This window comes from Marinomonas sp. FW-1 (assembly GCF_005222245.1).
Classification (GTDB): domain Bacteria; phylum Pseudomonadota; class Gammaproteobacteria; order Pseudomonadales; family Marinomonadaceae; genus Marinomonas; species Marinomonas alcarazii.
Genome location: NZ_CP025987.1, coordinates 2985782 through 3011197, shown reverse-complemented (window position 1 = coordinate 3011197; position 25416 = coordinate 2985782). Strand labels below are relative to the sequence as shown.

Sequence of the window (25416 nt, the reverse complement as noted above, 5' to 3'; positions counted from 1 at the left end):
CCGATGATTACATCAGATACGTTAAATCTACATTCGGATTCATTTGAGGCTGGCTTACAGTATTACCTAATTGCTAACAGTGTTCCTGCTAGTACACCAACATTAAGTGCTGATATTTATACTCACAGCAACAGTGTAGAAAGTGCAGCTTTGTACCTTAATTCCGATCTTTCCACATTCCTTGATGTTAGTCCTTATGTTATTCGGGTACGTGAAGGAGATCATTTGCTTCAACAATACGAGCAGAATGCACTCACAAAAAAAGGTTGGACAGGCGTTTTAATTGCGGTGACTGAAGAGACCAGCTTTGAAGCGTTACTGGCTCATTTACGCCAGCGTTTGTTTGTGTCTTTTTCCTCAGGAAGAAAAGGCATTTTGCACTATTCCAACCCCAACATAGCAAACTATTTTTTTGGTGAAACGGAGTTGCGTACCAACACAGAATCATGGCTTGGAATGATTAAACAAGTTTGCTGGTATGGCGCAGAAAATTCACCCAACCAAGGATTATGGTGCAAAGTTCAAAATCATTCAGATAAAGCAGAAGCTCATACGCCATCATGGGTGATAACGCCGTCACAAGAAGCGGCTTTTAAGCTGCAGAATATTGATAGAGCGTTAACAACATACTTCACGAATGTTTTGTTAGATCTAAAAGATAGCCATATATGGACTCAATATCGACGCTACTTCAATGAGGCAGAGACACTGGGTTTTGCTGATCTAGACAATATTTATCAATACCTTACTTTATGTCGAGCGCAAAATAGCCCATGTGATCAAGAGCATTATAGTGCTGAAAAGGTGGCTGCCAGTTTGTTTGAGCGCCTTGATATAAAAGCTATTCAGTCATTGAATGAAGCTCAAAAATTACATCATATAGAAATGCTGATTAAAAAGGATGAATCGTATGCCAACGGATAAAATAGGCTCAGGCCCTGCCTGTGATGGCACTAAAGTATTTATCGAAGTCACTGGGGTGCAGCATGATGCAAGCTGCCGTTTTCAGTTTTATGATGCGCAAGACGCGAGCCGCAAAGAAGATATTGAAGGTCAGCTGGTCTCTATGCCATTGGTGAATACGACGATTAACAGCTGGCCATGGCAGCAAAACGCATCTCCCGTGGATGCTTGCTTAGCGATAGCAGGGCAGCAGGGTGATATCCTTTTGCCGTTATTTAATGATGTTCAGCCCAAAGAGCGGGTGGATGGCGAGCAAGATTACTTAATGCATGCAGTAGTGCCGTTGACACTCATGCCGACCTACAATCCACATTTGCAAGACAATGAACGCTATGTACCTACTCGTAACGGTTACTTGTATGTATTTTATAATAACAAGGCATGGCGCGAACTGGAAATACACGCATCCGACAGCGAAGGTGTACAGTTCCTGGATGTGGATTTGTCTGCCTATCGTACCGGCGAAAACGAGACTTTTTCGTCAGACAAACGAGAGGCGGTGGGTAACCCCCTAAAAGATATTTGGCTACCAGTAAAAGATAACAATCAAGACACGCTTGTCTACCTTGCCTATTCAGAGGTGCCATGGAGTGGTGAGCGTTTAAATTATTTTGAAAATAATGTAGCAGAGCTGCAGAAACGCGCGCAGTCCTTGCATGAACTAAAAGGTATGGATAGCCCGCCCAGCCATAGACAAAAAGAGGCTTGTGTTCTACTTGCGAGCGACTTACCTGAAATGCGAGCTCGCGCGGACATTGAATGGCATATTGGTGAGCCACTTAAGTTTAACCGTGACCTAAGCGGAAGTTGGCTAAATCAACAATATACAGATATCAAAAATGGCATAGAAAATGCCAATAACAATGGTGATGAACAATTCGAAGCCCTGATGCACCGAAGTGCGTTCCAGTACGAATACGGTATGAAAGAAACGGCGTTGAAGTCTCTGATCACCAATGACAATGATCTAGATATAACTTGGGAAGCGTCACAAAGCTTAGATTATCTGAGTGATGCCAAAGCTCGCCAGCTAAGAACCTTAGTGCTTGATGATCCTATATTTGATTTAAAACAGCGTGCCTTTATGGTGCTTTCTGGTGCGGCGTACATGCAGCAATTGTATGTGGATATGAGCCAACAAGAGTATTATCAGACCGCCGAACTGACACAACAAATGATCATGACAGAACGGTTTGGTGAAAAAGAGAATCCGCTTTATAAATTCAACGATGATGTCAGTCGTGATTTAAGCGGATGTTTTCATCGAACATTGCGTACACGAGAACGCTTGATTGCCAACCGTGACATCAAAGAAATGCAATATCACTTGGATCAAGTACTTAATAGTCAACGTACGGCCGATGTATTACGTGATATATCTTCACTAAATGGCCTTAATTCAGCAGGTGCACATAAGATCGTCGGTCATGCTATGAGCGCATTGAGTATTAACATCGACAAAATTGACGCCTTTTCGAAATACCAGTACATACATGACTACTTGCCGTCTGATCAACCGCTAAATCAGATAAATAGCCTGAGTGTAGAAGACTGTCATGCCACCCTCAGAAATGTCTTATCCTCCAGTAGCCATCCTCTTTGTAAAGTGTTATTTGTTGAAGAAGGAGCTGTTCCCTTAGACTCCGAATATACGATGCCAGAAGCTTTGAATGATGGTTCCGGCTTTGCCACCCCTCAAAGCCTAGCACAATGGAGCCTTAACGACTTCGTGCTTGAAGATGACAAACTGGAAGTCATTGATCTCGTCTTTGTTACTAAGAGTAATGTAGCTGCCTCCTTATCTGATAAGGTACAAGATGCATTTTCTCAAGCAAGGCGTGTGAGCAGTATTTTGGATAATATTTTAAAGGGTTACTACGAAGCGCTGATGTCTATAAAGGATTTGGCGTCAGAAGCCAAAGTTATTCAATTTAATCAAGCCTATGCCTCCGTATTGGCATTAACTAAGGCAACGAATCCGACCTATCTTGGGAAAATGTTGTTCACCTCAGCCCAAGGGGCAGAAACCAAGGGCTATGTAGTGGGTGTGCATGGTCAAGGGTTGAAATTTGGCCTGAGTGCCGATGACAGAGAGCACATTAAAAACAAAAGACGTAAAGGGCTACAAGGTCAATTGCGTGAAGAAAATGGCCGCTTAGTGGTGGCATCTAATAAAAAGCCTTTTAATAACGCGGACAAGGCCAACTTAGCCGAGCGCGGTAATCTAAAAGTCGTGGTCTTGCCAGAAGACATCGCCGTGGCACAAGCCTATAACCAAGCCAATACCCAGCGTGCTTTAAGGAACATGAATAACCCTGATATCAACAGCAGCAATGCTTACGAACGCATACGAATCCCGTACTGGATTGTTGCCATTGAAACAGTGAATTTGGTTTTAAACTTTAAGCACTTTGAAAACCTTTATAACGAGAAAGACAAAATCTACTCAGGCTTCAGTGCATTCAGTGTTTCTTTAGATTTGAGTGTGGCGGTGACCCATGCGGCGAATTTACATGGCAAAAACGCCTCATTGCTAACCCGCATTGCTAATAAGACACAGTTTACACTGCCTCAGTTAAGGATAGGTGGTGCTCAATTGGTCAGTAGTCTAAGCCGTTTGGCCGTAGCAGGACTTGTTGGTGGCTTATTGACCGCTGGTATGGCGGGCTGGGAGGCTCTTCGTTTGTCTGCCAAAAATGACGACGATGCCAGTGCTGCTATGTACATGGTAGCGGTGGGAACGGTGATGTCGACCTTTGCCACGGGCTTGTTTACCACCAGTGCGCCTATCTTATTCGGTATGGGGCCGGTTGCCTGGTTAGGCATTGGTATTGCAGTCACTGGAGCACTCTTATACATGTTGTTCTTAGACACACCTATTGAAGAGTGGTTAAAAAATGGCCCCTTTGCAGAGGGCCCAGGTGAGCAATACGCTCATCTACAGGATAATAAAGTCGCGTTCGAGCGCTTTGTCAATTGCCTGTTCTCTGTGGATATAAAAGCTTACCAATATGGTCGCCAAACGGCCTTACCAGAGGGCTTTAATGCTGCCATGCAGGCTAAAGGTGTTACCCATGCAATACGAGTGAGCAGTAACCTCGCTGCGCTCATGGGGGAGGACAACGCCCGTATCGATTTTTATGTTCGTCCTGCGGCTTTGGAAAAAATCGAAACCCGCTCTTCTCGAACCGCCGCTATTTCCCATGACGAGGAAGTCAAAACGTTAGGCAATCGAGCATTACCGATTCTCGCACAATCGGATGGCTCAGATAGCACGGTTTATTTTGTAAAACACGATGTTGCTTTACCTCAAGCCCATAGTGAAAGTGCTTGGTTTGGCGGAAAGCATCATACTTACACCTATTCAAAAGCCTTTATAGCAAGAGTGAGATTACACATTGGCGATGAAGTGTTTCCCATGCCAGCATTGGATAAAGTCACTTTTGAGGACGAAGTATTTGATCCGCCGCATTTTACCGAGGATGAAAAGTCTTGGATCAATCAAGTTGTTGTCGTGACATCGAATCAACAAACATGACAGAAATAAACGCTTATTTCATTAGAGTAATCAACATTTCGCTCTAAGGAAAAACGAATTCGCGTCATAAGCGCTAAACAATAAAGGATAGAATGCATGGCTTTTGTTAACGCCACTACCAACAGACAAAACGACTCTCAAGCTCCAGATCGCCGTTCCGTAAGTGAGTACCAAGACACGGCTTATAACTCAGAGGATTTCCCGTCTCAGAAGCCTCGTCCTGAAAAAGGCTTCTTACGCCGCATGATGACCAGTGGCAAGCCATTTTCATTTAGTCAAACCACGGACAGCATCACCGTTTATGGTCTGGATCAGATAACACCTTCCGAAATGGCCCAGATAGCCGCCACGAAGCAGCAGGAGGTGTATTGGGATGAACAGAGTCTCAACGGAGAGGGCTTAACAGGTTGGTCTCAAGTCTATGCCATCGTGGTTAGTATTACTAATGGCGTTTTATTTATGGCATTGCCTTTGCTTTATGCTATTTTTTTATTAGGGCTGTTTATTGGTAAAAGTGGTGTCGAAGCGGGTTGGAACGATGGATACTCTGATATCTTTCTGGGCATTACTCTATACGCGACCTTACCTTGTTTGCTTATTTACCTTCATTATAAGTTGTTACATGCTGGCTATATGTTTTTAGCGCCGTTTTTACGCCCGAGCCGAATATTTGAGCTAAATCGCACCACAGGCATGGTGACTTTGTTTAAAAAGAATAAGCCTTATTTTACTCATCCCTTTATCGAGTTCGATTGTGTATTGATGTCGTCACCGACTCAGCAAGGCTTTTTAAATTACTCGTTAACGTTAATTCATCGCTACCGTGATTATTCTGTTGGCGTGCCGATTAGCGGTTCCATGGGCGCCAATCATAAAGTGATCGAATACCTTCGTTTTTGGAACATGGTGCAGCGCTACATGGACATCAGCCAACCGCTGCCAGACATTTTGGTGTTAGAGCCAGCCCGTCAACGTGACCCAACCACTATAGCCTATGACAAAGAGCATAATCGCAATCCAAGGTACTGGCGCGATATGACAGACGAAGAGTTTAAGCAAAAAATGGACGAGATCGACAAAGCCCAGAAAAACACCCCAGCGACAGGTAAGCCGATTGATATTTTCAAAGGGCCTGATTCAACAGCAAGCAAAAAGCACAATCGTAATAAGAAAAAGTAGTCATGGAGCTGATGAATATGGATGTTTCTGAAACGCCTAAAAAGGGGCAAAACGACTCGCAGGAAGCACTAGATCATCGTTCCGTAAGTGAGTACCAAGACACGGCTTATAACTCACAAGATTTTCCTGCTCAGAAGCCTCGTCCTGAAAAGGGCTTCTTACGCCGCATGATGACCAGTGGCAAGCCATTTTCATTTAGTCAAACCACGGACAGCATCACCGTTTATGGGCTTGATGATTTGACGCCTACTATCATAGCGGAAGAAGAAAAAAGTTCGAAAAAAATGTATTGGGATGAAACGCATTTAAATGGAGAGTCATTAAGTGGCTGGTCTCAGGTTTATGTCTTGATAGCAGGGATTGCTAATGTTTGCTTAATGGGCTTGTTGCCTTTGTTGTATGTCATTTTTCTACTAATGTGGTGGTTCGGGGGGGGCTGGAATGAAGGCCCTTCAGAAGCTTTTTCGGAAGTTACTTTGTACGCGACCTTGCCTTGTTTACTCATTTATGTTCATTTTCTTCTGTTGAATGCGGGTTATTTTTTTGTTGCACCTTTTTTACGGTCTAAGCGAGTGTTTGAGTTAAACCGCACGACGGGTATGGTGACTTTGTTTAAAAAGAGTAAGCCTTATTTTACTCATCCCTTTATCGAGTTCGATTGTGTGTTGATGTCGTCACCGACTCAGCAAGGCTTTTTAAATTACTCGTTAACGTTAATTCATCGTTACCGTGATTATTCTGTTGGCGTGCCGATTAGCGGTTCCATGGGTGCCAATCATAAAGTGATTGAATACCTTCGTTTTTGGAACATGGTGCAGCGCTACATGGACATCAGCCAACCGCTGCCAGATATTTTAGTACTAGAGCCAGCCCGTCAACGTGACCCAACCACCATCGCGTACGACAAAGAGCATAATCGCAACCCAAGATACTGGCGCGATATGACAGACGAAGAGTTTAAGCAAAAAATGGACGAGATCGAAAAGGCTCAGAAAAACACCCCAGCGACAGGTAAGCCGATTGATATTTTCAAAGGGCCTGATTCAACAGCAAGCAAAAAGCACAATCGTAATAAGAAAAAGTAGTCATGGAGCTGATGAATATGGATGTTTCTGAAACGCCTAAAAATGGGCAAAACGACTCGCAGGAAGCACTAGATCATCGTTCCGAAAGTGAGTACCAAGACACGGCTTATAACTCACAAGATTTTCCTGCTCAGAAACCACGTCAAGAAAAGGGCTTCTTACGCCGCATGATGACCAGTGGCAAGCCATTTTCATTTAGTCAAACCACGGACAGCATCACCGTTTATGGTCTGGATCAGATAACACCTTCCGAAATGGCCCAGATAGCCGCCACGAAGCAGCAGGAGGTGTATTGGGATGAGCAGAGTCTCAACGGAGAGGGTTTAACAGGCTGGTCTCAAGTGTATGCCATCGTTGTTAGTATTACTAATGGCGTTCTATTCATGCTATTGCCTTTGGCATATATACTTTTTTTATCAGGGCTCGTTTTTGGTAAGGGAGGGATTGTTTTTGCTTGGAATGATGGAATGGATGATCTTTTCTGGGGACTTACTTTGTACGTGACCTTACCTTGTTTGCTTATTTACCTTCATTATAAGTTGTTACATGCTGGCTATATGTTTTTAGCGCCGTTTTTGCGCCCAAGCCGGATATTTGAGTTAAACCGCACGACCGGTATGGTGACTTTGTTTAAAAAGAATCAGCCTTATTTTACTCATCCCTTTATCGAGTTTGATTGTGTATTGATGTCGTCACCGACTCAGCAAGGCTTTTTAAATTATTCGTTAACGTTAATTCATCGTTACCGTGATTACTCTGTAGGCGTGCCGATTAGCGGCTCCATGGGTGCCAATCATAAAGTGATTGAATACCTTCGTTTTTGGAATATGGTGCAACGCTATATGGACATCAGCCAACCGCTGCCAGACATTTTAGTACTAGAGCCAGCTCGTCAGCGTGACCCAACCACTATAGCCTATGACAAAGAGCATAACCGCAATCCAAGGTACTGGCGCGACATGACGGATGAAGAGTTTAAGCAAAAAATGGACGACATCGAAAAGGCTCAGAAAAACACCCCAGCGACAGGCAAGCCAATCGATATCTTCAAAGGGCCTGATTCAACAGCAAGCAAAAAGCACAATCGTAATAAGAAAAAGTAGTCATGGAGCTGATGAATATGGATGTTTCTGAAACGCCTAAAAAGGGGCAAAACGACTCGCAGGAAGCACTAGATCGTCGTTCCGAAAGTGAGTACCAAGACACGGCTTATAACTCACAGAATTTTCCTCCTCAGAAGCCACGTCAAGAAAAGGGCTTCTTACGCCGCATGATGACCAGTGGCAAACCTTTTTCGTTTAGTCAAACCACGGACAGCATCACCGTTTATGGTCTGGATCAGATTACACCTTCCGAAATGGCCCAGATAGCCGCCACGAAGCAACAGGAGGTGTATTGGGATGAGCAGAGTCTCAATGGAGAGGGCTTAACGGGCTGGTCACAACTCTATGGCATTCTTGTTAGAATAGCTGATGTTTGCCTTGTTGCCTTGTTGCCTTTGCTTTATGCCATTTTTTTATTAGGGTTATTTATTGATAAAGGTGGTGTAGTAGATGCTTGGAGTGATGGGTACGCTGATATTTTTTTGGGAATTACTCTCTACGCGACTTTACCTTGCTTAATTATTTACCTTCATTATAAGTTGTTACATGCTGGCTATATGTTTTTAGCGCCGTTTTTACGTCCAAGCCGTATATTTGAGTTAAACCGCACTACCGGCATGGTGACTTTGTTTAAAAAGAATAAGCCTTATTTTACTCATCCCTTTATTGAGTTTGATTGTGTATTGATGTCGTCACCGACTCAGCAAGGCTTTTTAAATTACTCGTTAACGTTAATTCATCGTTACCGTGATTATTCTGTAGGCGTGCCGATTAGCGGTTCCATGGGCGCCAATCATAAAGTGATTGAATACCTTCGTTTTTGGAATATGGTGCAGCGCTATATGGACATCAGCCAACCGCTACCAGATATTTTGGTATTAGAGCCAGCTCGTCAACGTGACCCAACCACTATAACCTATGACAAAGAGCATAACCGCAACCCAAGGTACTGGCGCGACATGACGGATGAAGAGTTTAAGCAAAAGATGGACGAGATCGAAAAGGCTCAGAAAAACACCCCAGCGACAGGTAAGCCGATTGATATTTTCAAAGGGCCTGATTCAACAGCAAGCAAAAAGCACAATCGGAATAAGAAGAAGTAGTCATGGAGCTGATGAATATGGATGTTTCTGAAACGCCTAAAAAGGGGCAAAACGACTCGCAAACAGAATCGGAGAATACCATCAGCCAATATCAAGACACGGCTTATAACTCACAAGATTTTCCTGCTCAGAAACCACGTCAAGAAAAGGGCTTCTTACGCCGCATGATGACCAGCGGCAAGCCTTTTTCATTTAGTCAAACCACGGACAGCATCACCGTTTATGGACTGGATGATATGACGCCTACTATCATGGCTGAAGAAGAGAAAAGTTCAAAGCCCATGTATTGGACCGAAATACAACTGATAGGGGAATCATTAAGTGGCTGGTCTCAATTATATTTTTTAATAGTTGGCATCGCTAAGATGTGTTTAATGGGCTTGTTACCTTTGTGTTATGCCATTTTTTTATTAGGGCTGTTTATTGGTAAAAGTGGCGTAGTTGCGGGTTGGAATGATGGGTACGCTGATATTTTTATGGGCATTACTCTGTACGGGACTTTACCCTGTTTAATTATTTATGTTCATTTTCTTCTGCTGAACGCGGGTTATTTTTTTGTTGCACCTTTTTTACGGTCTAAGCGAGTGTTTGAGTTAAACCGCACGACGGGTATGGTGACTTTGTTTAAAAAGAATAAGCCTTATTTTACTCATCCCTTTATTGAGTTTGATTGTGTATTGATGTCGTCACCGACTCAGCAAGGCTTTTTAAATTACTCGTTAACGTTAATTCATCGTTACCGTGATTATTCTGTTGGCGTGCCGATTAGCGGTTCCATGGGTGCCAATCATAAAGTGATTGAATACCTTCGTTTTTGGAACATGGTGCAGCGCTACATGGACATCAGCCAACCGCTACCAGATATTTTAGTACTAGAGCCAGCTCGTCAACGTGACCCAACCACCATCGCGTATGACAAAGAGCACAACCGTAAATCAAGGTACTGGCGCGACATGACGGATGAAGAGTTTAAGCAAAAAATGGACGAGATCGACAAAGACCAGAAAAACACCCCAGCGACAGGTAAGCCAATCGATATCTTCAAAGGCCCTGACTCCACGGCAAGACAAAAACACAATCGTAAAAAGAAAAAGTAGCCAATGGACTTGGTGATTAATGAAATAAGCCTCAGAGTGTATTGATAACAAAAGACCAGCAGTTTTCCCCCTGCTGGTTTTTTTTGGTTTAGTTTTTTATATCGCATAAATGAACTATTATGGCGTAAGTCAGTTTTGGTAAAGTAGGTTTTGCCACACTTTTATAGCCATTAAGTTCGAGGATTTTATTGAATAATTCACTTTATGCGCTGGGCGATAAGCAAGTTAATGACATTAGCTTAAAAGATCTAGCTAAACGTTCTCGCTATGGTGGGATTTTCTATCTGCTTGCTTTTTTGGCTGCGGTTTTCAGTTCTGCAACGGCTCGTGAGCATTTAGACATTATTGGTGTTTTTTCTGGTTGCTTTTTATTGATCCAATTTTATCGGTTGGTTTTATTCTTCAAAGTATTTTCCTCTAACGAGATTGACTACCCGTCTTATTTCTCTCGTTATGCTTTTATTTACAATTCATCCGCTCTTGTGTGGGTAAGTGGTTCTGCTTGGCTTTTTTACGTGAATCCAACTATCGATTTAGCTGTGACAGTGAATGTTATGGCGGCAGCTGGTATCAGTATAGGAGGGGTCACTGTATTAGCGCCTTCTTATAAAATAATGCGCAGCTATTTCGTGTTGATTTGTTTCCCTTTTGCCTTAGGTGCTGGTTTGCTGTTAGACCAGCCGGGTAACATGATTGTTGCTGCTTTAATTATTGGTTATGGCCTGTTTATTTTTATGACTGGAAAACAGCAAAATCGTGTGTATTGGCAGGCTCTTAATGACAATTTAAAACTGTCAGAGCAGGCTGAGGAACTGGAAAAAGCGAAAATAGCCGCTGAGCTTGCGGGTCAAGCGAAAACCGATTTCTTGGCTGCCATGACGCACGAAATCCGCACACCCATGAACGGGGTACTTGGCATGGCTCAATTGCTATCCATGGGGGACCTTAACGAAAAACAGCAGCAGCAAGTTACCGTGATTAATAATGCGGGTCGAACACTGATGCACATTATTAATAATATTTTAGACTACTCTAAAATCAATGCAGAGCAGTTGGAGTTAGAGAAAATATCCTTTAGCCCTGCTGATGTTGTTAATGAGGTGATGTCATTACTTGCGCCTCAGTTTGAGAAAAAGCCAATTAATTTCACTTGCACGCTGGACGATATTCCAGAGTTTGTTCAGGGCGACCCTTATCGGGTCCATCAAATTCTCTATAACCTTGTTGGAAATGCGTTTAAATTTACGGACAACGGGGAAATATCCATAAAGGCTTTCTGTCAGGAAAGCGATGATACTAATACGGTAATGTTGTCGTTTTCTGTTACAGATACTGGTATTGGCATTTCAGCTGAGGACCAACAGCAAATCTTTGAGCAGTTTTATCAGGTTAGTCATTTTAACCCTAATATCCGAGGTACTGGCTTAGGGTTGAGTATTACTCAGCGTTTAGTTGAGCTCATGGGTGGGCGTATTTCTGTTGAGAGCGAAGTGGGAGTGGGAAGCACGTTCACTATATCGATTCCTTTTGTTCTAAGTGACCAAGCGGCTTGTCAGGAATCTTCTGCGCTAGGAGGTGTTGGGATAAAGCCAGACCTTCCGTCTAACTTGCACGTTCTGTTGGCGGAAGACAATAAAGTGAATCAGATGATCTGTGAGCAATTTTTCTTAAAATTAGGCTGCTCTGTTGATTTGGTTGAAACTGGTGTTATGGCGTTGGAGAAGTTTAATGGCTCTCAACAGTATGATGTTATTTTCATGGACTGTAACATGCCAGAGATGGATGGTTTTTCAGCCACCCTTGCTATTAGGCAGATTGAAAAAAGCAAAGGTCTAAATCAAACTCCGGTAATCGCACTGACCGCTCATGTGGAAGAAGATATTAAGCGCCAGTGTCTTGATTCTGGTATGAATGCTTTTATTAGCAAGCCTTTCTTGTTCGAGGACTTAGAGTCTATGGTGAAAAAAGTTCGGGTGGGCTTGCACAATGAAATTACCTTCAAGGAAGATAGTAGGAAGGGGTAACCTTCCTCCATTCTTATTCAAAAACATGGCATTAAGACGAAGTAAAGTTGTATGAATTTAGAGTCGTTATTTTCTATTGAACCCTATAGTTGGAGTTCGATAATTACCGCTGTTTTTTGTGGTGTTATTGTTGGTTTAGAACGTCAACTAAGGGGGAAGCCTGTAGGAATTAGAACCTCGGCATTAATTGTATTGGGCACCTATGTGTTTATTGCATCGTCGATGTTTGTGGCTGCTGAGACGACAGATCCGTCACGCATAATTGGGCAGGTGATTACTGGTATTGGTTTTCTTGGCGCAGGTGTTATGTTGTCTAAAGATGGTGCTGTCATAGGGGTTACTTCCGCTGCCACAATTTGGGCATTGGCCGCGGTTGGTGTCTGCATCGCGATCGTTGATTCTTATGTAGCGATAAAGTTGTCTTTTATTGTTGTGGCGATTTTATATGGGGTGGATATTTTGGAGGAGTATTCTTCGGCTTTTACACGAGGAGTGCATTCAAAATACAGCCGCTGGCGTAAGAAAGACTAAGTATGTGCTCAGCTTACAATAGCGCATAGGGGTTACCTGAAACTTTATTGTAAAAGTAGCAAGCTGATGTCCACAAAGAGTGGCTTACTCAGGCAGTTCGTTTTTATTCAATGTAAAGGAAAAAAGACAAAATCGCGCAAGTGCTTCTGAACTAGGTCTTCACACACAATTTAAACGGCATTCTATGTTAGATTTGCTTCAAATATTGTGATGTTTAAGGACGTAGAATGAAGGTAAAACGTGGATTTAGTGCCGTGGCAATCTTAGTTAGCTGCTTTACAGTACTCCCTGCTATGGCAGCGACATTTGAAGTGCCCAGGTCTTTTGAAATTATGTATGTTGACTTAGAAAGTTCTCGACAGTTTGGGAACGACTTCAAGGTCGATGTGGAGGAAGGGCCGCATCAAATTGTTGTTCGATTTAATAAATTGCTACGTAGTGGCGGCGATACTCAAACTTTCCAATCGGAACCGATTGTATTGAATTTGCAGTTTGAGAAGGATACCTACCTGAGTTTGAAGGCCCCTTATGTCTCTACGGTTAGGCAGGCAGAAGACAATGTAAAAGATCCTCAGTTCTCCATTATTGATGAAGTAAGTGGCAAAGAGGTTGATTATAAGCAACAAATGCTAACGACCAAGTCTGGGTTACAAAACACGCGGGATTTTGTGGCAGAGGTTGAGCGTTTAACGGCTAAAAATTCAATGAATGCCAATGTCTCATCTTCTGGTCCTGATGTTGCGCCTACAAAAATGTCTGACGATGTTGAGCTGCAAATGATGCAGTTTTGGTATAACCAATCCGACAAAGTGACTCGTAAGCATATTCGAGTTTGGATCGCGGATGATTTATATAAACCAGAAGTCTCAAGTATCCAGTTTGAGATGGCAACATTTTGGTTTAAGAGAGCGGATAAGGAATCACAACAAGCTTTTCAGCAATGGTTGATTAAAGAGTAGTAAGCGATTAGCAAAAAAATCGCCCAACATACACATTTGTGATGTTGGGCGATTTTAGTTTAACAGCTGTATTCTAGAGGGCTGCTTGCGCCTTGCTCTGTCTCTGGTTGAATTTATCATTCACCCATAGTGCTAGTAATATAATCCCGCCACCAATACTTAAACGTAGAATATCTGCATCACGATTCCAGAAAAGCACATTGACCAGTATTCCTGCAGGAATCAGTAAATTGTTTGCTACCGCTAATGTGCCAATGTTGACTAAGGTTGCCCCTTTGTTCCAAGCAAAGTAGCCAAGGCCTGAAGCCACAATTCCTAAGTAAGTCAAAATAGACCATTGTAGTGTTGTGGTAGGCAGTTTATCTGGGTTGCCAAGCACAAGGTAACAAGGAATAACAATGGCAAGAGCACCTAGAAAGAACCAGCCAAATACAGTGCGTTGTGGTAAGTCTGGACGCTCTTTTGCTATAACACGTTTGTAACCAACTTGTCCGGCTGCAAAACAAAGGTTGGCACATTGCACAATCAACAAGCCTTTCACGAAGCCTTCATCTATGCCTTGGTAACGAATTGCAACAGCACCAAGAATGGCAAGCAATGCACTGACTGCAAAACCAATATTGATACGACGATCTAACATGTCATTAATTAGCGTGACATACAGAGGGGTCATAACGGTAAACAGTAATACTTCCGGAACTGATAGGTACAAAAATGATTGGTAGTAAAAGCCATACATGATACCGAGCTGGAATGCGCCACAGACCATTAATTTCAATGCTATTTTTGCTTCGATCTGGCGAAGTTTTAAGAAAGGAAGAAACACAAGAGTGGCAAGAGCTACTCGCATTAATACAGAGAACCAAGCATCAACCTGCCCAGCTAGGTAGACTCCAATTAAACTAAATGAAAACGCCCACAGTAGCGTGACAGCAATAAGTATTGGCATATTATTCTTTATCCAGATGAGAATTTTCGCAAATATTACCGATTTATTGAGCTAGGGTAAATCAGTTTACTTTTATAATTTTGATGGTTTACTAATGTTTCAATGTACACCTTCAAGTAGACGAGTCTTTTTATCTGCATATTTGGGCAAAAAATGATTTTATTTGGGCAGTTTACCTTTTCTTGACCTAGTGGGTGTGTCACCTTGGTTGTCTCTCTGGAGCGAGTAAAACCTTGATCTAGATTAAAATATTGATTGTAGATCCTGTTACTTTTTGGTCACTGACATGTTGTTTGACACAAAAAGGAATCGATTATGAAAGCTTTACTTCCTGTAGCCCTTGTTTCTGCGTTTTGTTCTTCTATGGCTCTTGCACACAGTGCTGGGGATATTTTTGTTCGTGGTGGTTTGGCCAGTGTGATGCCCAACGAAAGCAGCGATAAAGTAACTGGATCCAACGAATTAGAGATTGATAAAGATACTCAGATTGGGGTAACGCTAAGCTATATGTTGACAGACAATGTGGGCTTTGAGGTTTTGGCAGCAACGCCTTTTACTCACGATGTTTCCGTGAACACTTTGGGAAAAGTCGCTGAAGTGTCTCATTTGCCGCCTTCCGTGATGGCGCAATATTACTTTGGTCAAGCCAATAGCCAGGTGCGTCCATATGTGGGTGCTGGTTTGAATTACACGCTTTTCTTTGATGAAGAAGGTAAGGGCGATTTGGCCAATACGGATGTTAACCTCGATAACTCATTTGGTTTGGCTGCTCAAGTGGGTGTAGACGTGACATTATCTGATCACTGGTTTGCCAATGCGTCTCTTTGGTACATGGATATTAATACCGATGTACACACAACCGTTGGCACATTCGATACGGATATTGATCCGCTCACTTTCATGGCGAGTGTTGGTTATACGTTTTAATAGACAATGACATGATAGAGAAAGGCCTTGCTTGAAACAGCAAGGCCTTTTTTATTGAAGGAGGTTGAACTTTGACGTTACCATTCTGACCGTTTCATCCTGTAAGAGCAGAGAAGGTTATGTGGTTTCCAAACGAGCAGCAGTTTTCATCTCAGTGTCAGTCTTTTTTAGTCTCTCAAAATGCAGTGGATGTGGCATATGATGTGAATCATATCCATAGGGTAGTAAAAGCGGCTAAGCAACTGACTCAAGAAGAGGGTGCTGATTGGGGGATTGTTATGCCTGCTGCATGGCTACATGATTGTGTGTCATTGCCAAAAAACCACCCTGATCGAGCTTTCGCTTCAACCATGGCGGCAGATAAAGCCATTGGCTTTCTTGAATCAATTGAGTACCCGAGTGCGCATCATGAAGCCATACATCATGCCATTTGTGCCCACAGCTTTAGTGCCAATATTCCCCCAAAGACACTGGAAGCCAAAATAGTACAAGATGCGGACCGCTTGGATGCCCTGGGAGCGATAGGGATAGCTCGTTGTATGCAGGTGAGTGGGGCACTTAATCGTGCGTTATACGCTAGTCAGGATCCTTTTTGTGAGGTGCGCGAACCGAACGACAGTGCTTATTCAATTGATCACTTTTATAGCAAGCTGTTTGGTATTGCTGAAACGCTTAACCTACCTTCTGCTCGGCATGAAGGCGAGCGAAGAGTCGCCTTCATGCGTGACTTTTTGGAGCACTTAGCACAGGAAATTTAAGGTTAAGTTTTATGCCTCGCTAATGACAGTATTTAAATTAGCGAGCATTTTTTTACCAATGTTTAAGAATGCCTTGAGCTCTTCATCACTAACATCCTTTCTCATTTCTTTTAGAACCTTTTGATCTGCTTGCGCTAGATGCTGATAAACCGTCAAACCTTTGTCGGTTAAAAATAGGTATTGGCTGCGTTTATCATTTGGATTTGGAGACTTGATAATCAGCCCTTGGTTTATAACTTCCTGAATTAAGCGTGTGACTTGCCCTTTGTCTTTGGCGGCTACGTCTGCAAGATAATTTGCTGTGCAATTTTCTGTCTCGTAGATATTTTTCAAAATCATAAAATGCAAAGGTGATAATGACAGTCCTTGCTCCTTCATGATGGCTTTCATTGATACTTTTAATCCGCTGATCGTATTTATGAAGAGAGTTTGTAGTTCTGATTCGTAGTGTTGCATGACAATCCTTGCTTTAGTTGACTTTATCAACTTAATTTAATATAGTTGACTTTGTCAATTTGTTTTGGCGTTTTTACCTTATCATTTTCCGCGAGAGAATCTATGTCAAATAAAGTTCAAAAAATTGCTGTTATCGTTAGCCTTGTTATTGCTATAGGAGGTTCGTTAACTTTCTTAATGACCTGGAGAAATATTGGTTTTACCCAGGATTTCATGACATCTTGGTTGTCTTCTTTTGCTTTGTGTATTCTATGCATTGCACCAATTGGCGGTGTTATCGCTTTTATGGTTAATCGCTTGGTTAATATGCTATTTCCAAGCCTGTCGTCTATGAAGCAAAATATTGTTTTCGGGCTTATTATGGCGGTGTTGATGGAATCGATCATGGCCGTTGTCACGACCGTGAACTTACATGGCTTCCTAGCACTTAAGGATTTAATTAACTTTTGGATCGCGACGTTTATGGCTGCTTTACCTGCTGGATTGGCGATCTCTGTTTTAATGTCTCTGGTTATAAAGCCTAAATTAGCGGCCTTTTGGGCTAAGCCTGCTTGAAGGCTGTCAGTGTTTACGAAAGAACCGCCACAGACTTTATTTGTACAATAACGGATTGACCTTTTTGCAAAGCCAATTGATGGGCAGAAAAAGCGGTAATTTTGGCTAAAATTGCCGTATTGTCGATCATGAGCCGAACCATAGTTTGGCTAGGATCTTTGGGATCTCGTTCAATATCATCAACTACGGCAGTTAGACGATTAAGGATGCTGGATCCGTCTTGTTTGTCCAGCGTGATGCTAACATCTCTTGATTGGATACGTAGCCGAACGGGCTCCCCCAGTGCTTCATTACCTTGTTTAAATGCAATGGCTTGATTGCCAATTGTTAACCAAGACAGCCCCCATTCGGGAGAATGTCGAGTCACTGTGCCTACCACAACCACACTGGCATCTTGATAACGTGAAAAGGAAGTACCAAGTTTTCCAAGTAATGTATGGATGTCGCCTTCCTCTACAACTCGTCCTTTATCCAATACCACCATGTGGTCAGCTAATCTGATTACTTCATCTAACGAATGGCTCACATAAATGATAGGGATGTTAGCTCGACGACACAGCTTTTCTAGGTAAGGCAAAATGTCTTGTTTCAAGGTTTCATCTAGGGCGGCTAAAGGTTCATCCATAAGCAATAATTTTGGCTGAATAAGCAATGCTCTGGCAATGGCGACTCGTTGACGTTCTCCACCTGATAATTGTGCCGGATATTGAGCCAAAATAGAGTCGATATCCATTAAACGAATGACATCGTGATAAGAAATAACGGACTGATCTTTCTTGGCTCGTTTCATCGCAAAACGCAGATTCCCTTCAGCGGTTAAATGCTCAAACAGGTTTGCATCTTGGAAAACAAAGCCTATTGGGCGTTTGTGCAGCGGTAATGATGTTTGAGAGTTTTGCCAAATAGTATCGTCTAGGCGGATGTGGCTACTATTGCTCACCTCTAAACCGGCAATATGACGCAATATCGTGGTTTTTCCTGAACCAGATGGTCCAAATAACGCAGTAACGCCAGTACTCGGGAGCTGGAGGTTGATATCCAAAGAGAAGTGCGACTGTTTGCTGGCTGGTTGAGTAATTTGTATGTGCAATGCTTTTTTATCGTCTGCTGGAGTCACAGTAATCCCCCTGAGACAGCTTTGCTTTTTTGGTGTTTTTGAACGCCGTATAAAAAGGCAAGTACGATAAATGCAAAGACCACCATTAGCAGAGACAGTGTATGAGCTTGGCCGTATTCTAGTGCTTCAACATGGTCATATATTTGTATAGAAATCACTCTTGTTTCACTGGCTATGTTTCCACCTATCATAAGAACCACTCCGAACTCGCCCACGGTATGGGCAAACCCAAGAATCGCAGCACTGATATAACCGGGTCTTGCTAATGGAATGGCAACATAAAAAAAACGATTTAAAGGGGAAGAGCGTAAAGTGGCTGCGGCTTCTAAAGGCCCTTTTCCTATGGCTAAAAAAGCATTTTGAATAGGTTGTACAACAAACGGAAGTGAATAGAGCATGGAAGCAATGACTAAACCTGTAAAACTAAAAGGCAGCGCTGGTAACCCCATGCTGCTCATTATCGAGCCTATTGCTCCCTGCGGACTCAAAAAGAGCAGTAAATAGAAGCCAAGTACCGTTGGGGGCAATACCAGTGGCATCGCTACAATGGCATTAATAGGGCCTTTTAACCAAGATTGTGTTCTTGCTAACCACCATGCCAGTGGTGTGCTAATAATAATCAGTAAAAAAGTGACTAGGCTGGCTAGCTTAAGTGTTAGCCAAATAGCATCAATGTCTTCGGAGGTAAGGTGCATTGTGATTCGGCCTAGCTGTTTGGCGCTGCATAACCAAACTGAGTAATTTTAGCTTGGGTGTCAGGGCGCATCAAAAATGCCATGAAGGCGCGGGAGAGTCCTACATTTTTAGAATGCGATAAAATTACCCCAGCTTGGTTAATATCACTATGAAGTTCGCTCGGGATTTTAATGGTGTTGCCTTTTACTTTCCCTGCCAATACTTGTGAGTACGCTACAAAACCTATATCGGCATTTTGAGAATAGACAAATTGATAGGTTTGTCCGATGTTCTCTCCTTGAACTAGCTTTTGTTCAACCGTATTCCAAAGCGATAATGCTTGCAGGCTTTCTTGTGCAGCTTTTCCGTAGGGCGCGAGTTTTGGGTTTGCAATGGCGATGCGATTGCTGTTCTGCAAGCTGATTTTTATGTCTGACCCCAAAGGCGTAACAGACCATAGGGCTAATTGCCCCTTGGCATACGTGACGATGCTGTCAGCTAAGGCAAATTGACTTTGAATTAACGCCTGGGGTTTGGCGACATCGGCAGATAAGAAAATATCATAGGGAGCCCCGTGCTGGATTTGGGCAAATAGCTTCCCTGAAGAACCAAAAGACAGTTGTATTTTTTGTCCTGTTTCCTCTTCATAGTCTTGTGCAAGCTGCTTTATTGGTGAAATAAAATTAGAGGCTACCGCAAGGTGAAGTGTATCAGCCGCGAACAACTTGGTAGAGAGCAGGCAACACAAAGCCATAGTTAACAAGACGCTAAACTTGTTTTGTAGAAAAAGCGTTATGTTAACTAAAAATGCATTGTGACCCATGTTTGTCCAGCGTGTGGTTAAGTAAAAGAGCCGTTAGGCAAAAAGGAGATAGCAGTTGCCTTGTTCCATGCCAACAGTGGCCTTCTTTAAATGGCTACCTTGACAAGGTCCTGTTATGCAAGTGCCGTCAATTGGAGAGAAGAGAGCGCCATGATGGTGGCATTTCAAATAATCTCCGCCTTCGTCCAAGGTGGTATTTGAAGAGCAACTTAATTGCTTTTTCTGGTGAGGGCAAAGGTTCTCATAGGCTAAAATTTGACCTTGCTGTTTCGTCACTAAAAAGTTGTATTCTGCTACTTTTATGTTCAGCGCTTTTCCTTCTGGAAGGTTTTGCGCGTCTGGAATGAGATACTTATTAAACACGTGATTACCGCACTATTTATAATGGATTACTTGTTTGTGAGAATTGGCGCATTTCGTGTTTATGCGAACTAGAGCAGAGAGATATTTATTCCAATCTAGTGCTGTTTTCTTCCAATTCTACGGCCGATTAAGTGATTAAATATCAAGGGAATGTCAGTTAGTTAAGCATTCCGTGAGGAACGACTCTAAAGTGCTATGGCAAATGAGTCAATATGCAATAATTTAGCTAGTTGGGTTTTGATCGTTGCTTGCGTTTGACAAGCTCCTTATACTTGCCGCCATGGCTAAAAAAACTCCGGCAAAATCCTCTCGTAAATCTTCGTCCCAAACGAAAAAAGTGCGCAAATCTTCTTTTTTGAAGAGGTCGTTTCGTTTTCTTTTTAAGTGGGGGCTTATTCTCTCATTAGTGGCCAGTATCCCATTTGCTGTTTGGGTCTGGTGGTTAAACGGGCAAGTGGTGGAACGTTTTGAAGGCCAAAAGTGGCAGGTGCCTTCTGAGGTTTACAGTGCTCCTATTATCTTATCGAGCGGCGCGCCTTGGAAAAAACAAGATTTAGAGAGCTTGCTGGAAGAAACGGGTTATCGTTTTGGCCGGAACAGTCAAAAAGTCGGTTGGGCTGCTCGTAGTCAGACAAAAGTAAGCGCACACCTTCGTTCGTATGTCGATCATCTTGGTTTCCACGAAAGTGAAAGACGCATTTTTTCATTCGAAAATGGACGTTTGGTTATTCAAGCGTTGAATGGTGATGAAGTCGATGAGGCCAGAATCGAGCCTCAACGTATTGGCTATTTATATGGTGGTAACACAGAAAGCCGTCAAATATTGACCTACAAGGAAATACCCCAACCCCTTATTGATATTCTGGTGGCTGTTGAAGATCGCGATTTTTATCATCATTGGGGGATCTCATTAACAGGGATTGCACGAGCTGTTATTGTTAATTTTACCCACGGCGCTAGACGTCAGGGCGGCTCTACCTTGACTCAACAATTGGTTAAAAATATGTATTTAACTTCGGAGCGAACTTATACACGCAAATTAACCGAAGTTGTGATGAGTTTGTTGCTTGAGTATCACTATTCAAAAGAAGCCATTATTACCGCGTATATGAATGAAGTGTATCTGGCTCAGCTTGGTAGCAGTGCGTTACATGGCTTTGCAGCCGCCAGTCAGCACTTTTTCGGCCGACCTTTAAACGAGCTTAATATAGATGAATTTGCGCTCTTGGTTGGCATGGTAAAAGGCCCATCTTTATACAATCCTGAACGTTCGCCAAATAGGGCAAAAGCTCGACGCAATACCGTTTTAGCGGTGCTTAAAGAGCAAGGTCGTTTATCCGATAAGGATTATCAAAGCCTAATCAAGCGACCTATTCGTCTTGCCAGTAAGAAGAAAGAGCGCTCTATATATGGTGATTATTTAGACCTTGTTGCTATGCAGCTTTCTCGAGATTTTGATGAAACGACTTTGGCGACAAAAAATTTACGTATTTATACTGGTGTTGATATTCGAGCACAACGTGCTGCTAGTGCTGCAATGCAGCGTCAGGTAAGCGCATTAGAAAGACGTGATGCGAAATTAAAAGGCCTTCAAGGTGCGATGGTAGTTACTGATCGAGTAACAGGGCAGGTGCGCGCTATTGTTGGTTCGAGTGGCCAGTACTACACAGGGTTTAACCGAGCGTTAGGCGCTGTTAGACCTATTGGATCATTAGTGAAACCGCCACTTTATATGTCAGCTTTGGCGACTGGGCGTTATACATGGTGGTCAAAAATTGAAGATAAGCGACTTCGTTTCAAGGTCGGTGACCAGATTTGGGAGCCTGAAAACTATGATCGTAAAACGCATGGTGTGGTGCATCTGTATGAAGCGATGGCGAAATCTTATAATTTGGCGACCGTCTCACTGGCACAGCAAATAGGCTTTGATCGGGTTGGGGATACGTTAAGACAATTAGGAGTTAAGCGCTCCTTTACTATGCATCCAGCCATGGCGTTGGGGGCATTAGAATTGTCTCCGTTTGAAGTGTCGCGTTTGTATCAGCCGATTGCATCCCAAGGTAAAAGCAGTGAATTGGGTGTCGTCCTTGCGGTAATGGATCAAAATGATCGAATGATGAAGCGTTTTGATCAGCAAAACGATGTGCCTTTTACCGATGCTTTGCTGGCTGTGACACTGGATGGAATGACAAAAACGCCGAAAATAGGTACGGCGCGTGCTGCACAGGCAGCGTTTCCAGATCTGAATTTTGCGGCTAAAACGGGAACGACTAACCAGCAAAAAGACAGTTGGTTTGTTGGTATTACGGGAGATTACTCTTCAACCGTCTGGCTAGGTGATGACAACAATGTGCCACTCAGCATAACGGGAAGCAGTGGTGCTCAAAAAGTCTGGATAGACTTTACTAAAAACGTAAACCCTAGATCACTGCCAACAAGTTTGCCTAGTGGCGCGGCTCGTTATGATGTGCTCGATGACGAATTTGAAATAGCGGCTAGCCGCTGTAGTGATAAAATCACTCTGGCTTTTATTTTAGGAACAGAGCCTAAAGACAGTACTTCCTGCTTTTGGCCTTTTTAAGGTGATTAGGGTTCGTCTAAAGAAGGGGTTATAAGGTTTAGGGCTTTATTCTGCTTTTTAGAGTATTGGAATGAAACAGATTACTGTTTTTTATAATCGAATCGTGATTATATTTACCGACAATGTTGTGTGTGAACACAAGGGTCGGTTGCTGTTATAAATGGTTAATGAACTTACGTATTTTTCGCTGTAACGTGATCACTATATTTGTAGAGTACAGCGCGTCACTTGTTGTTTGAGTTTTATTTGTTATGGGGAGTGGCGTGATATGCGACTACATACACACCTGGTTTGCTGCTTATTAATGGCGACCTTCTTTAAAAGTTCGGCCGTTTTAGGTGAAGAAACTCTTCCTTCATCATGCACCCAGCTTACGGCATCAGGTAATTCAGAATACCCTCCTTTTTTGTGGCAAGCGCAACCAAATGCAAAGACTCTACAAGGTGTAAATCGCCTTATTATTGATGAGTTGAGCCAACGTATAGATATTCCTATTCGGTTGGTGCATGTGGGGCCTTGGTCACGAGCGCAAAATGAAGTAAAAAACGGGCGTATTGATTTAATGGCCGGTGCGTTCTACACCACTGAACGTGCCGATTATATGGACTATTTCACACCTGTCATGCTTCATACAACGAGTGTTGTGTGGCAACGCAAAGACAAGCCTTTTGCTTTTGATAAAAAAGAAGATCTGATTGGTAAGTGGGGCGTTACCGTTATCAATAACAGTTTTGGTCAGGAGTTTGATCAATTTGCCCAGAGTAAATTAAGCATATTGTCTGTTGCTAGTTTATCGCAAGCGTTGCGAATGCTTGCTGCCGATCGTGTTGATTATGTTTTATATGAAAAAAGTCCTGCTCAAGCTTACTCTGTGGTTTTAGGCTTGTCTGATACTATTGTTGCTCGGCAGCCATTTATAAGCAGCGAAGGCTTATACCTAACTATGTCTAAAAAGTCGCCATGCAATAATGATGATTTAAAGTATCGGATCGCTATTGCCTTGCAAGAAATGAGGCAGGAGGGCTTTACTGAAAAAGCCTTGGTTGAGGGCGAAAAGTTATGGGAAGAGAGTCGTCACGCTGGGTTATCTCTTGAATAAAAGATAACCCGCTTGATGAAAATAGGCTTATTTATCAATAAGAAGCGATTTATATAATGTTTCCCACTGATCTGTAACGGCCTCCCAGCTAAAGTCATAGCTCATTGCGTTTTTTTGTAATGCTTGCCAGCGCACTTTATCCTGATGAAAACAAGTCATGCAACGCTCCATGGCGGCCTGTAAAGCTTCTTTACTGGCATCAGCAAAGACAAAGCCATTTGCCTTCTCTGTGAGTTCAAAAACACTGTCAGCCAGTCCGCCTGTCTGCCTTACGATTGGCAGAGTGCCGTACTTTAAAGCATAAAGTTGTGTTAAACCGCACGGCTCAAATCGAGAAGGGATGAGTAAAGCATCAATCCCAGCTTGGATGCGATGTGAGTAGTCTTCAAAATAACCAATGCGGACGGATACTTGTTCTGGGTATTTATCTTGTAAGGCTAAATAGCCAGATTCCAGCTGTTTGTCTCCAGAACCTAACACAACGAGTCTTGCGCCCTTATCTAACAAGTTGGGCATAACCTCTAAAATAAGGTCTAGTCCTTTCTGTTCGGTCAACCGACTGACTACGCCAAAAATGGGCTGATTCAGGTCTTCCGATAGACTGTTTTCTTGTAACAAGGCGAGCTTGTTTGCCTGTTTTTGTTCTAGGTTGTCTGTGTTGTACTGTTGAGCGATGAGAGGGTCGACTTCTGGTGACCATTGCTCGTAGTCTACGCCATTCAATATGCCAACCAGTTTCTCAGGCATCGCTCTTAATGTGCCATCAAGACCATCACCGTATTCTGGTGTAAGGATTTCTTGTGCATAGGTTGGGCTTACGGTGGTGATTGCATCTGCATACACAAGGCCAGCTTTTAGTCCTGAGAAGCGGCCATAAAATTCCATGCCATGCATGCTGAGTAGTTCAGTCGATAAAAATGTGTCAGAGAATTGATCCATATCAAAACTTCCGTTATAGCGTAAATTATGTACTGTTGTCACAATCGGAAGATGTTTTACTTTCCAGCTTTCAAGATAAGCTGCCGCGAACCCTGTTTGCCAGTCATTTAAATGAAGAATGTCTGCTTGCCAATCGATCAGATTGCCATGCAAAGCGAGTGTTGCTGTCGCCCATGATAAGGCGGCAAAGCGGATGTGGTTGTCTTTGAAGTCTATTCCATTTCGATCAACGTAAGGGCCGTCTTCACGCTCGTACAGCGCTTGGCATTGGAGGAGGTAAATCGGTGTGTTGTTTTCTGGTATATGGGTTTCAAGAAGTAACAAATCTCCAACACCAAATGGATTTCCAAGGTTGATACTCTTTTGAATTGGCGCTACCTTTTCAAGTATGCCTTGATAGGCAGGCATGATAAGTTTGACATCAAGGCCCTTCTTTCGAAGAGCGACGGGAAGGGCACCTGCGACATCGGCCAATCCACCAGTTTTAATTAGAGGGTAAATTTCGGAAGCGGCAAAGAGTATTTTCATTATTAGGCATCTTATTGATTTGGAATAATGATACGAGTATACCTAAATGAAACTTCAAATAGAG

The 25416-nt window shown here is 42.8% G+C and carries 22 protein-coding genes; 15 read left to right on the top strand and 7 right to left on the bottom strand.

Annotated features, from left to right (window positions below):
- Nucleotides 1-3: 3 nt before the first annotated feature.
- The 10 genes from C1X04_RS13975 to C1X04_RS13930 all read left to right on the top strand — a co-directional run bounded on the left by C1X04_RS13975 (nucleotide 4) and on the right by C1X04_RS13930 (nucleotide 13582).
- A complete protein-coding gene (locus C1X04_RS13975) occupies nucleotides 4-924 on the top strand; it encodes a DUF4123 domain-containing protein (protein ID WP_137170275.1) in 921 nt (306 codons plus the stop codon).
- Complete coding sequence (locus C1X04_RS13970) at nucleotides 911-4501, top strand: toxin VasX (protein ID WP_137170274.1); 3591 nt, start codon at nucleotides 911-913, stop codon at nucleotides 4499-4501. Before C1X04_RS13975 ends, C1X04_RS13970 begins: the two co-directional genes overlap by 14 nt.
- A 96-nt stretch (nucleotides 4502-4597) precedes the next feature.
- A complete protein-coding gene (locus tag C1X04_RS13965; protein ID WP_137170273.1) occupies nucleotides 4598-5680 on the top strand; it encodes a hypothetical protein in 1083 nt (360 codons plus the stop codon).
- 17 nt (nucleotides 5681-5697) lie between these two features.
- Nucleotides 5698-6765, top strand: a complete 1068-nt coding sequence (locus tag C1X04_RS13960; RefSeq protein WP_254682274.1) for a hypothetical protein — start codon at nucleotides 5698-5700, stop codon at nucleotides 6763-6765.
- Between the two features lie 17 nt (nucleotides 6766-6782).
- Nucleotides 6783-7868 (top strand): hypothetical protein, encoded by a 1086-nt coding sequence (locus C1X04_RS13955; RefSeq protein WP_254682273.1) that lies wholly within the window; start codon nucleotides 6783-6785, stop codon nucleotides 7866-7868.
- 17 nt (nucleotides 7869-7885) lie between these two features.
- Nucleotides 7886-8971, top strand: coding sequence for a hypothetical protein (locus C1X04_RS13950; RefSeq protein ID WP_254682272.1), 1086 nt, complete (start codon nucleotides 7886-7888; stop codon nucleotides 8969-8971).
- A 2-nt stretch (nucleotides 8972-8973) separates the two neighbouring features.
- Nucleotides 8974-10068: a hypothetical protein gene (locus C1X04_RS13945; protein ID WP_137170269.1), complete on the top strand. Its 1095-nt coding sequence runs from the start codon at nucleotides 8974-8976 to the stop codon at nucleotides 10066-10068.
- A 188-nt stretch (nucleotides 10069-10256) separates the two neighbouring features.
- The gene (locus C1X04_RS13940; RefSeq protein WP_137170268.1) at nucleotides 10257-12092 is read left to right on the top strand and encodes an ATP-binding protein; all 1836 of its coding nucleotides are present in this window, start codon (nucleotides 10257-10259) and stop codon (nucleotides 12090-12092) included.
- Between the two features lie 51 nt (nucleotides 12093-12143).
- Entirely contained in the window at nucleotides 12144-12623 is a 480-nt protein-coding gene (locus tag C1X04_RS13935) for an MgtC/SapB family protein (RefSeq protein WP_110577139.1), read from the top strand.
- A 227-nt stretch (nucleotides 12624-12850) separates the two neighbouring features.
- A complete protein-coding gene (locus C1X04_RS13930) occupies nucleotides 12851-13582 on the top strand; it encodes a DUF2057 domain-containing protein (RefSeq protein ID WP_137170267.1) in 732 nt (243 codons plus the stop codon).
- Nucleotides 13583-13655: 73 nt separating this feature from the next.
- Here the strand turns inward: C1X04_RS13930 and C1X04_RS13925 are convergent, their stop codons facing one another.
- Entirely contained in the window at nucleotides 13656-14531 is an 876-nt protein-coding gene (locus C1X04_RS13925; RefSeq protein ID WP_137170266.1) for a carboxylate/amino acid/amine transporter, read from the bottom strand.
- Between the two features lie 315 nt (nucleotides 14532-14846).
- On the opposite strand from C1X04_RS13925, the gene C1X04_RS13920 reads away from it, so the two are divergent.
- Complete coding sequence (locus tag C1X04_RS13920) at nucleotides 14847-15458, top strand: OmpW family outer membrane protein (RefSeq protein WP_137170265.1); 612 nt, start codon at nucleotides 14847-14849, stop codon at nucleotides 15456-15458.
- Between the two features lie 119 nt (nucleotides 15459-15577).
- On the top strand, nucleotides 15578-16216 hold the full coding sequence (locus C1X04_RS13915) for an HD domain-containing protein (protein ID WP_137170264.1): 639 nt from the start codon (nucleotides 15578-15580) through the stop codon (nucleotides 16214-16216).
- Nucleotides 16217-16225: 9 nt separating this feature from the next.
- Here C1X04_RS13915 and C1X04_RS13910 read toward each other — a convergent pair whose 3' ends face one another.
- Nucleotides 16226-16672 carry a MarR family winged helix-turn-helix transcriptional regulator gene (locus C1X04_RS13910; protein ID WP_110577144.1) on the bottom strand — a complete coding sequence of 149 codons (447 nt, stop codon included), beginning with the start codon at nucleotides 16670-16672 and terminating at the stop codon, nucleotides 16226-16228.
- 102 nt (nucleotides 16673-16774) lie between these two features.
- On the opposite strand from C1X04_RS13910, the gene C1X04_RS13905 reads away from it, so the two are divergent.
- Entirely contained in the window at nucleotides 16775-17227 is a 453-nt protein-coding gene (locus C1X04_RS13905) for a DUF2798 domain-containing protein (RefSeq protein WP_137170263.1), read from the top strand.
- A gap of 13 nt (nucleotides 17228-17240) precedes the next feature.
- Here C1X04_RS13905 and modC read toward each other — a convergent pair whose 3' ends face one another.
- Genes modC through C1X04_RS13885 form a run of 4 tightly spaced genes read right to left on the bottom strand, consistent with a single transcriptional unit; the run spans nucleotide 17241 to nucleotide 20205 of the window.
- Nucleotides 17241-18344, bottom strand: a complete 1104-nt coding sequence (gene modC / locus C1X04_RS13900) for a molybdenum ABC transporter ATP-binding protein (protein WP_175404951.1) — start codon at nucleotides 18342-18344, stop codon at nucleotides 17241-17243.
- Nucleotides 18341-19039, bottom strand: coding sequence for a molybdate ABC transporter permease subunit (modB, locus tag C1X04_RS13895; RefSeq protein WP_137170261.1), 699 nt, complete (start codon nucleotides 19037-19039; stop codon nucleotides 18341-18343). The genes modC and modB overlap by 4 nt, the downstream gene beginning before the upstream one ends.
- An 11-nt stretch (nucleotides 19040-19050) precedes the next feature.
- Complete coding sequence (gene modA, locus C1X04_RS13890) at nucleotides 19051-19842, bottom strand: molybdate ABC transporter substrate-binding protein (protein WP_137170260.1); 792 nt, start codon at nucleotides 19840-19842, stop codon at nucleotides 19051-19053.
- A gap of 33 nt (nucleotides 19843-19875) precedes the next feature.
- Nucleotides 19876-20205, bottom strand: a complete 330-nt coding sequence (locus C1X04_RS13885; protein WP_110577148.1) for a Rieske 2Fe-2S domain-containing protein — start codon at nucleotides 20203-20205, stop codon at nucleotides 19876-19878.
- Nucleotides 20206-20611: 406 nt separating this feature from the next.
- Here C1X04_RS13885 and C1X04_RS13880 point away from each other — a divergent pair, with 406 nt between their 5' ends.
- Nucleotides 20612-22786: a transglycosylase domain-containing protein gene (locus C1X04_RS13880; RefSeq protein WP_254682271.1), complete on the top strand. Its 2175-nt coding sequence runs from the start codon at nucleotides 20612-20614 to the stop codon at nucleotides 22784-22786.
- Between the two features lie 268 nt (nucleotides 22787-23054).
- The gene (locus C1X04_RS13875; RefSeq protein WP_110577149.1) at nucleotides 23055-23885 is read left to right on the top strand and encodes an ABC transporter substrate-binding protein; all 831 of its coding nucleotides are present in this window, start codon (nucleotides 23055-23057) and stop codon (nucleotides 23883-23885) included.
- Between the two features lie 27 nt (nucleotides 23886-23912).
- Here the strand turns inward: C1X04_RS13875 and glgA are convergent, their stop codons facing one another.
- Nucleotides 23913-25352, bottom strand: coding sequence for a glycogen synthase GlgA (gene glgA, locus C1X04_RS13870; protein WP_137170258.1), 1440 nt, complete (start codon nucleotides 25350-25352; stop codon nucleotides 23913-23915).
- Between the last annotated feature and the right edge of the window lie 64 nt (nucleotides 25353-25416).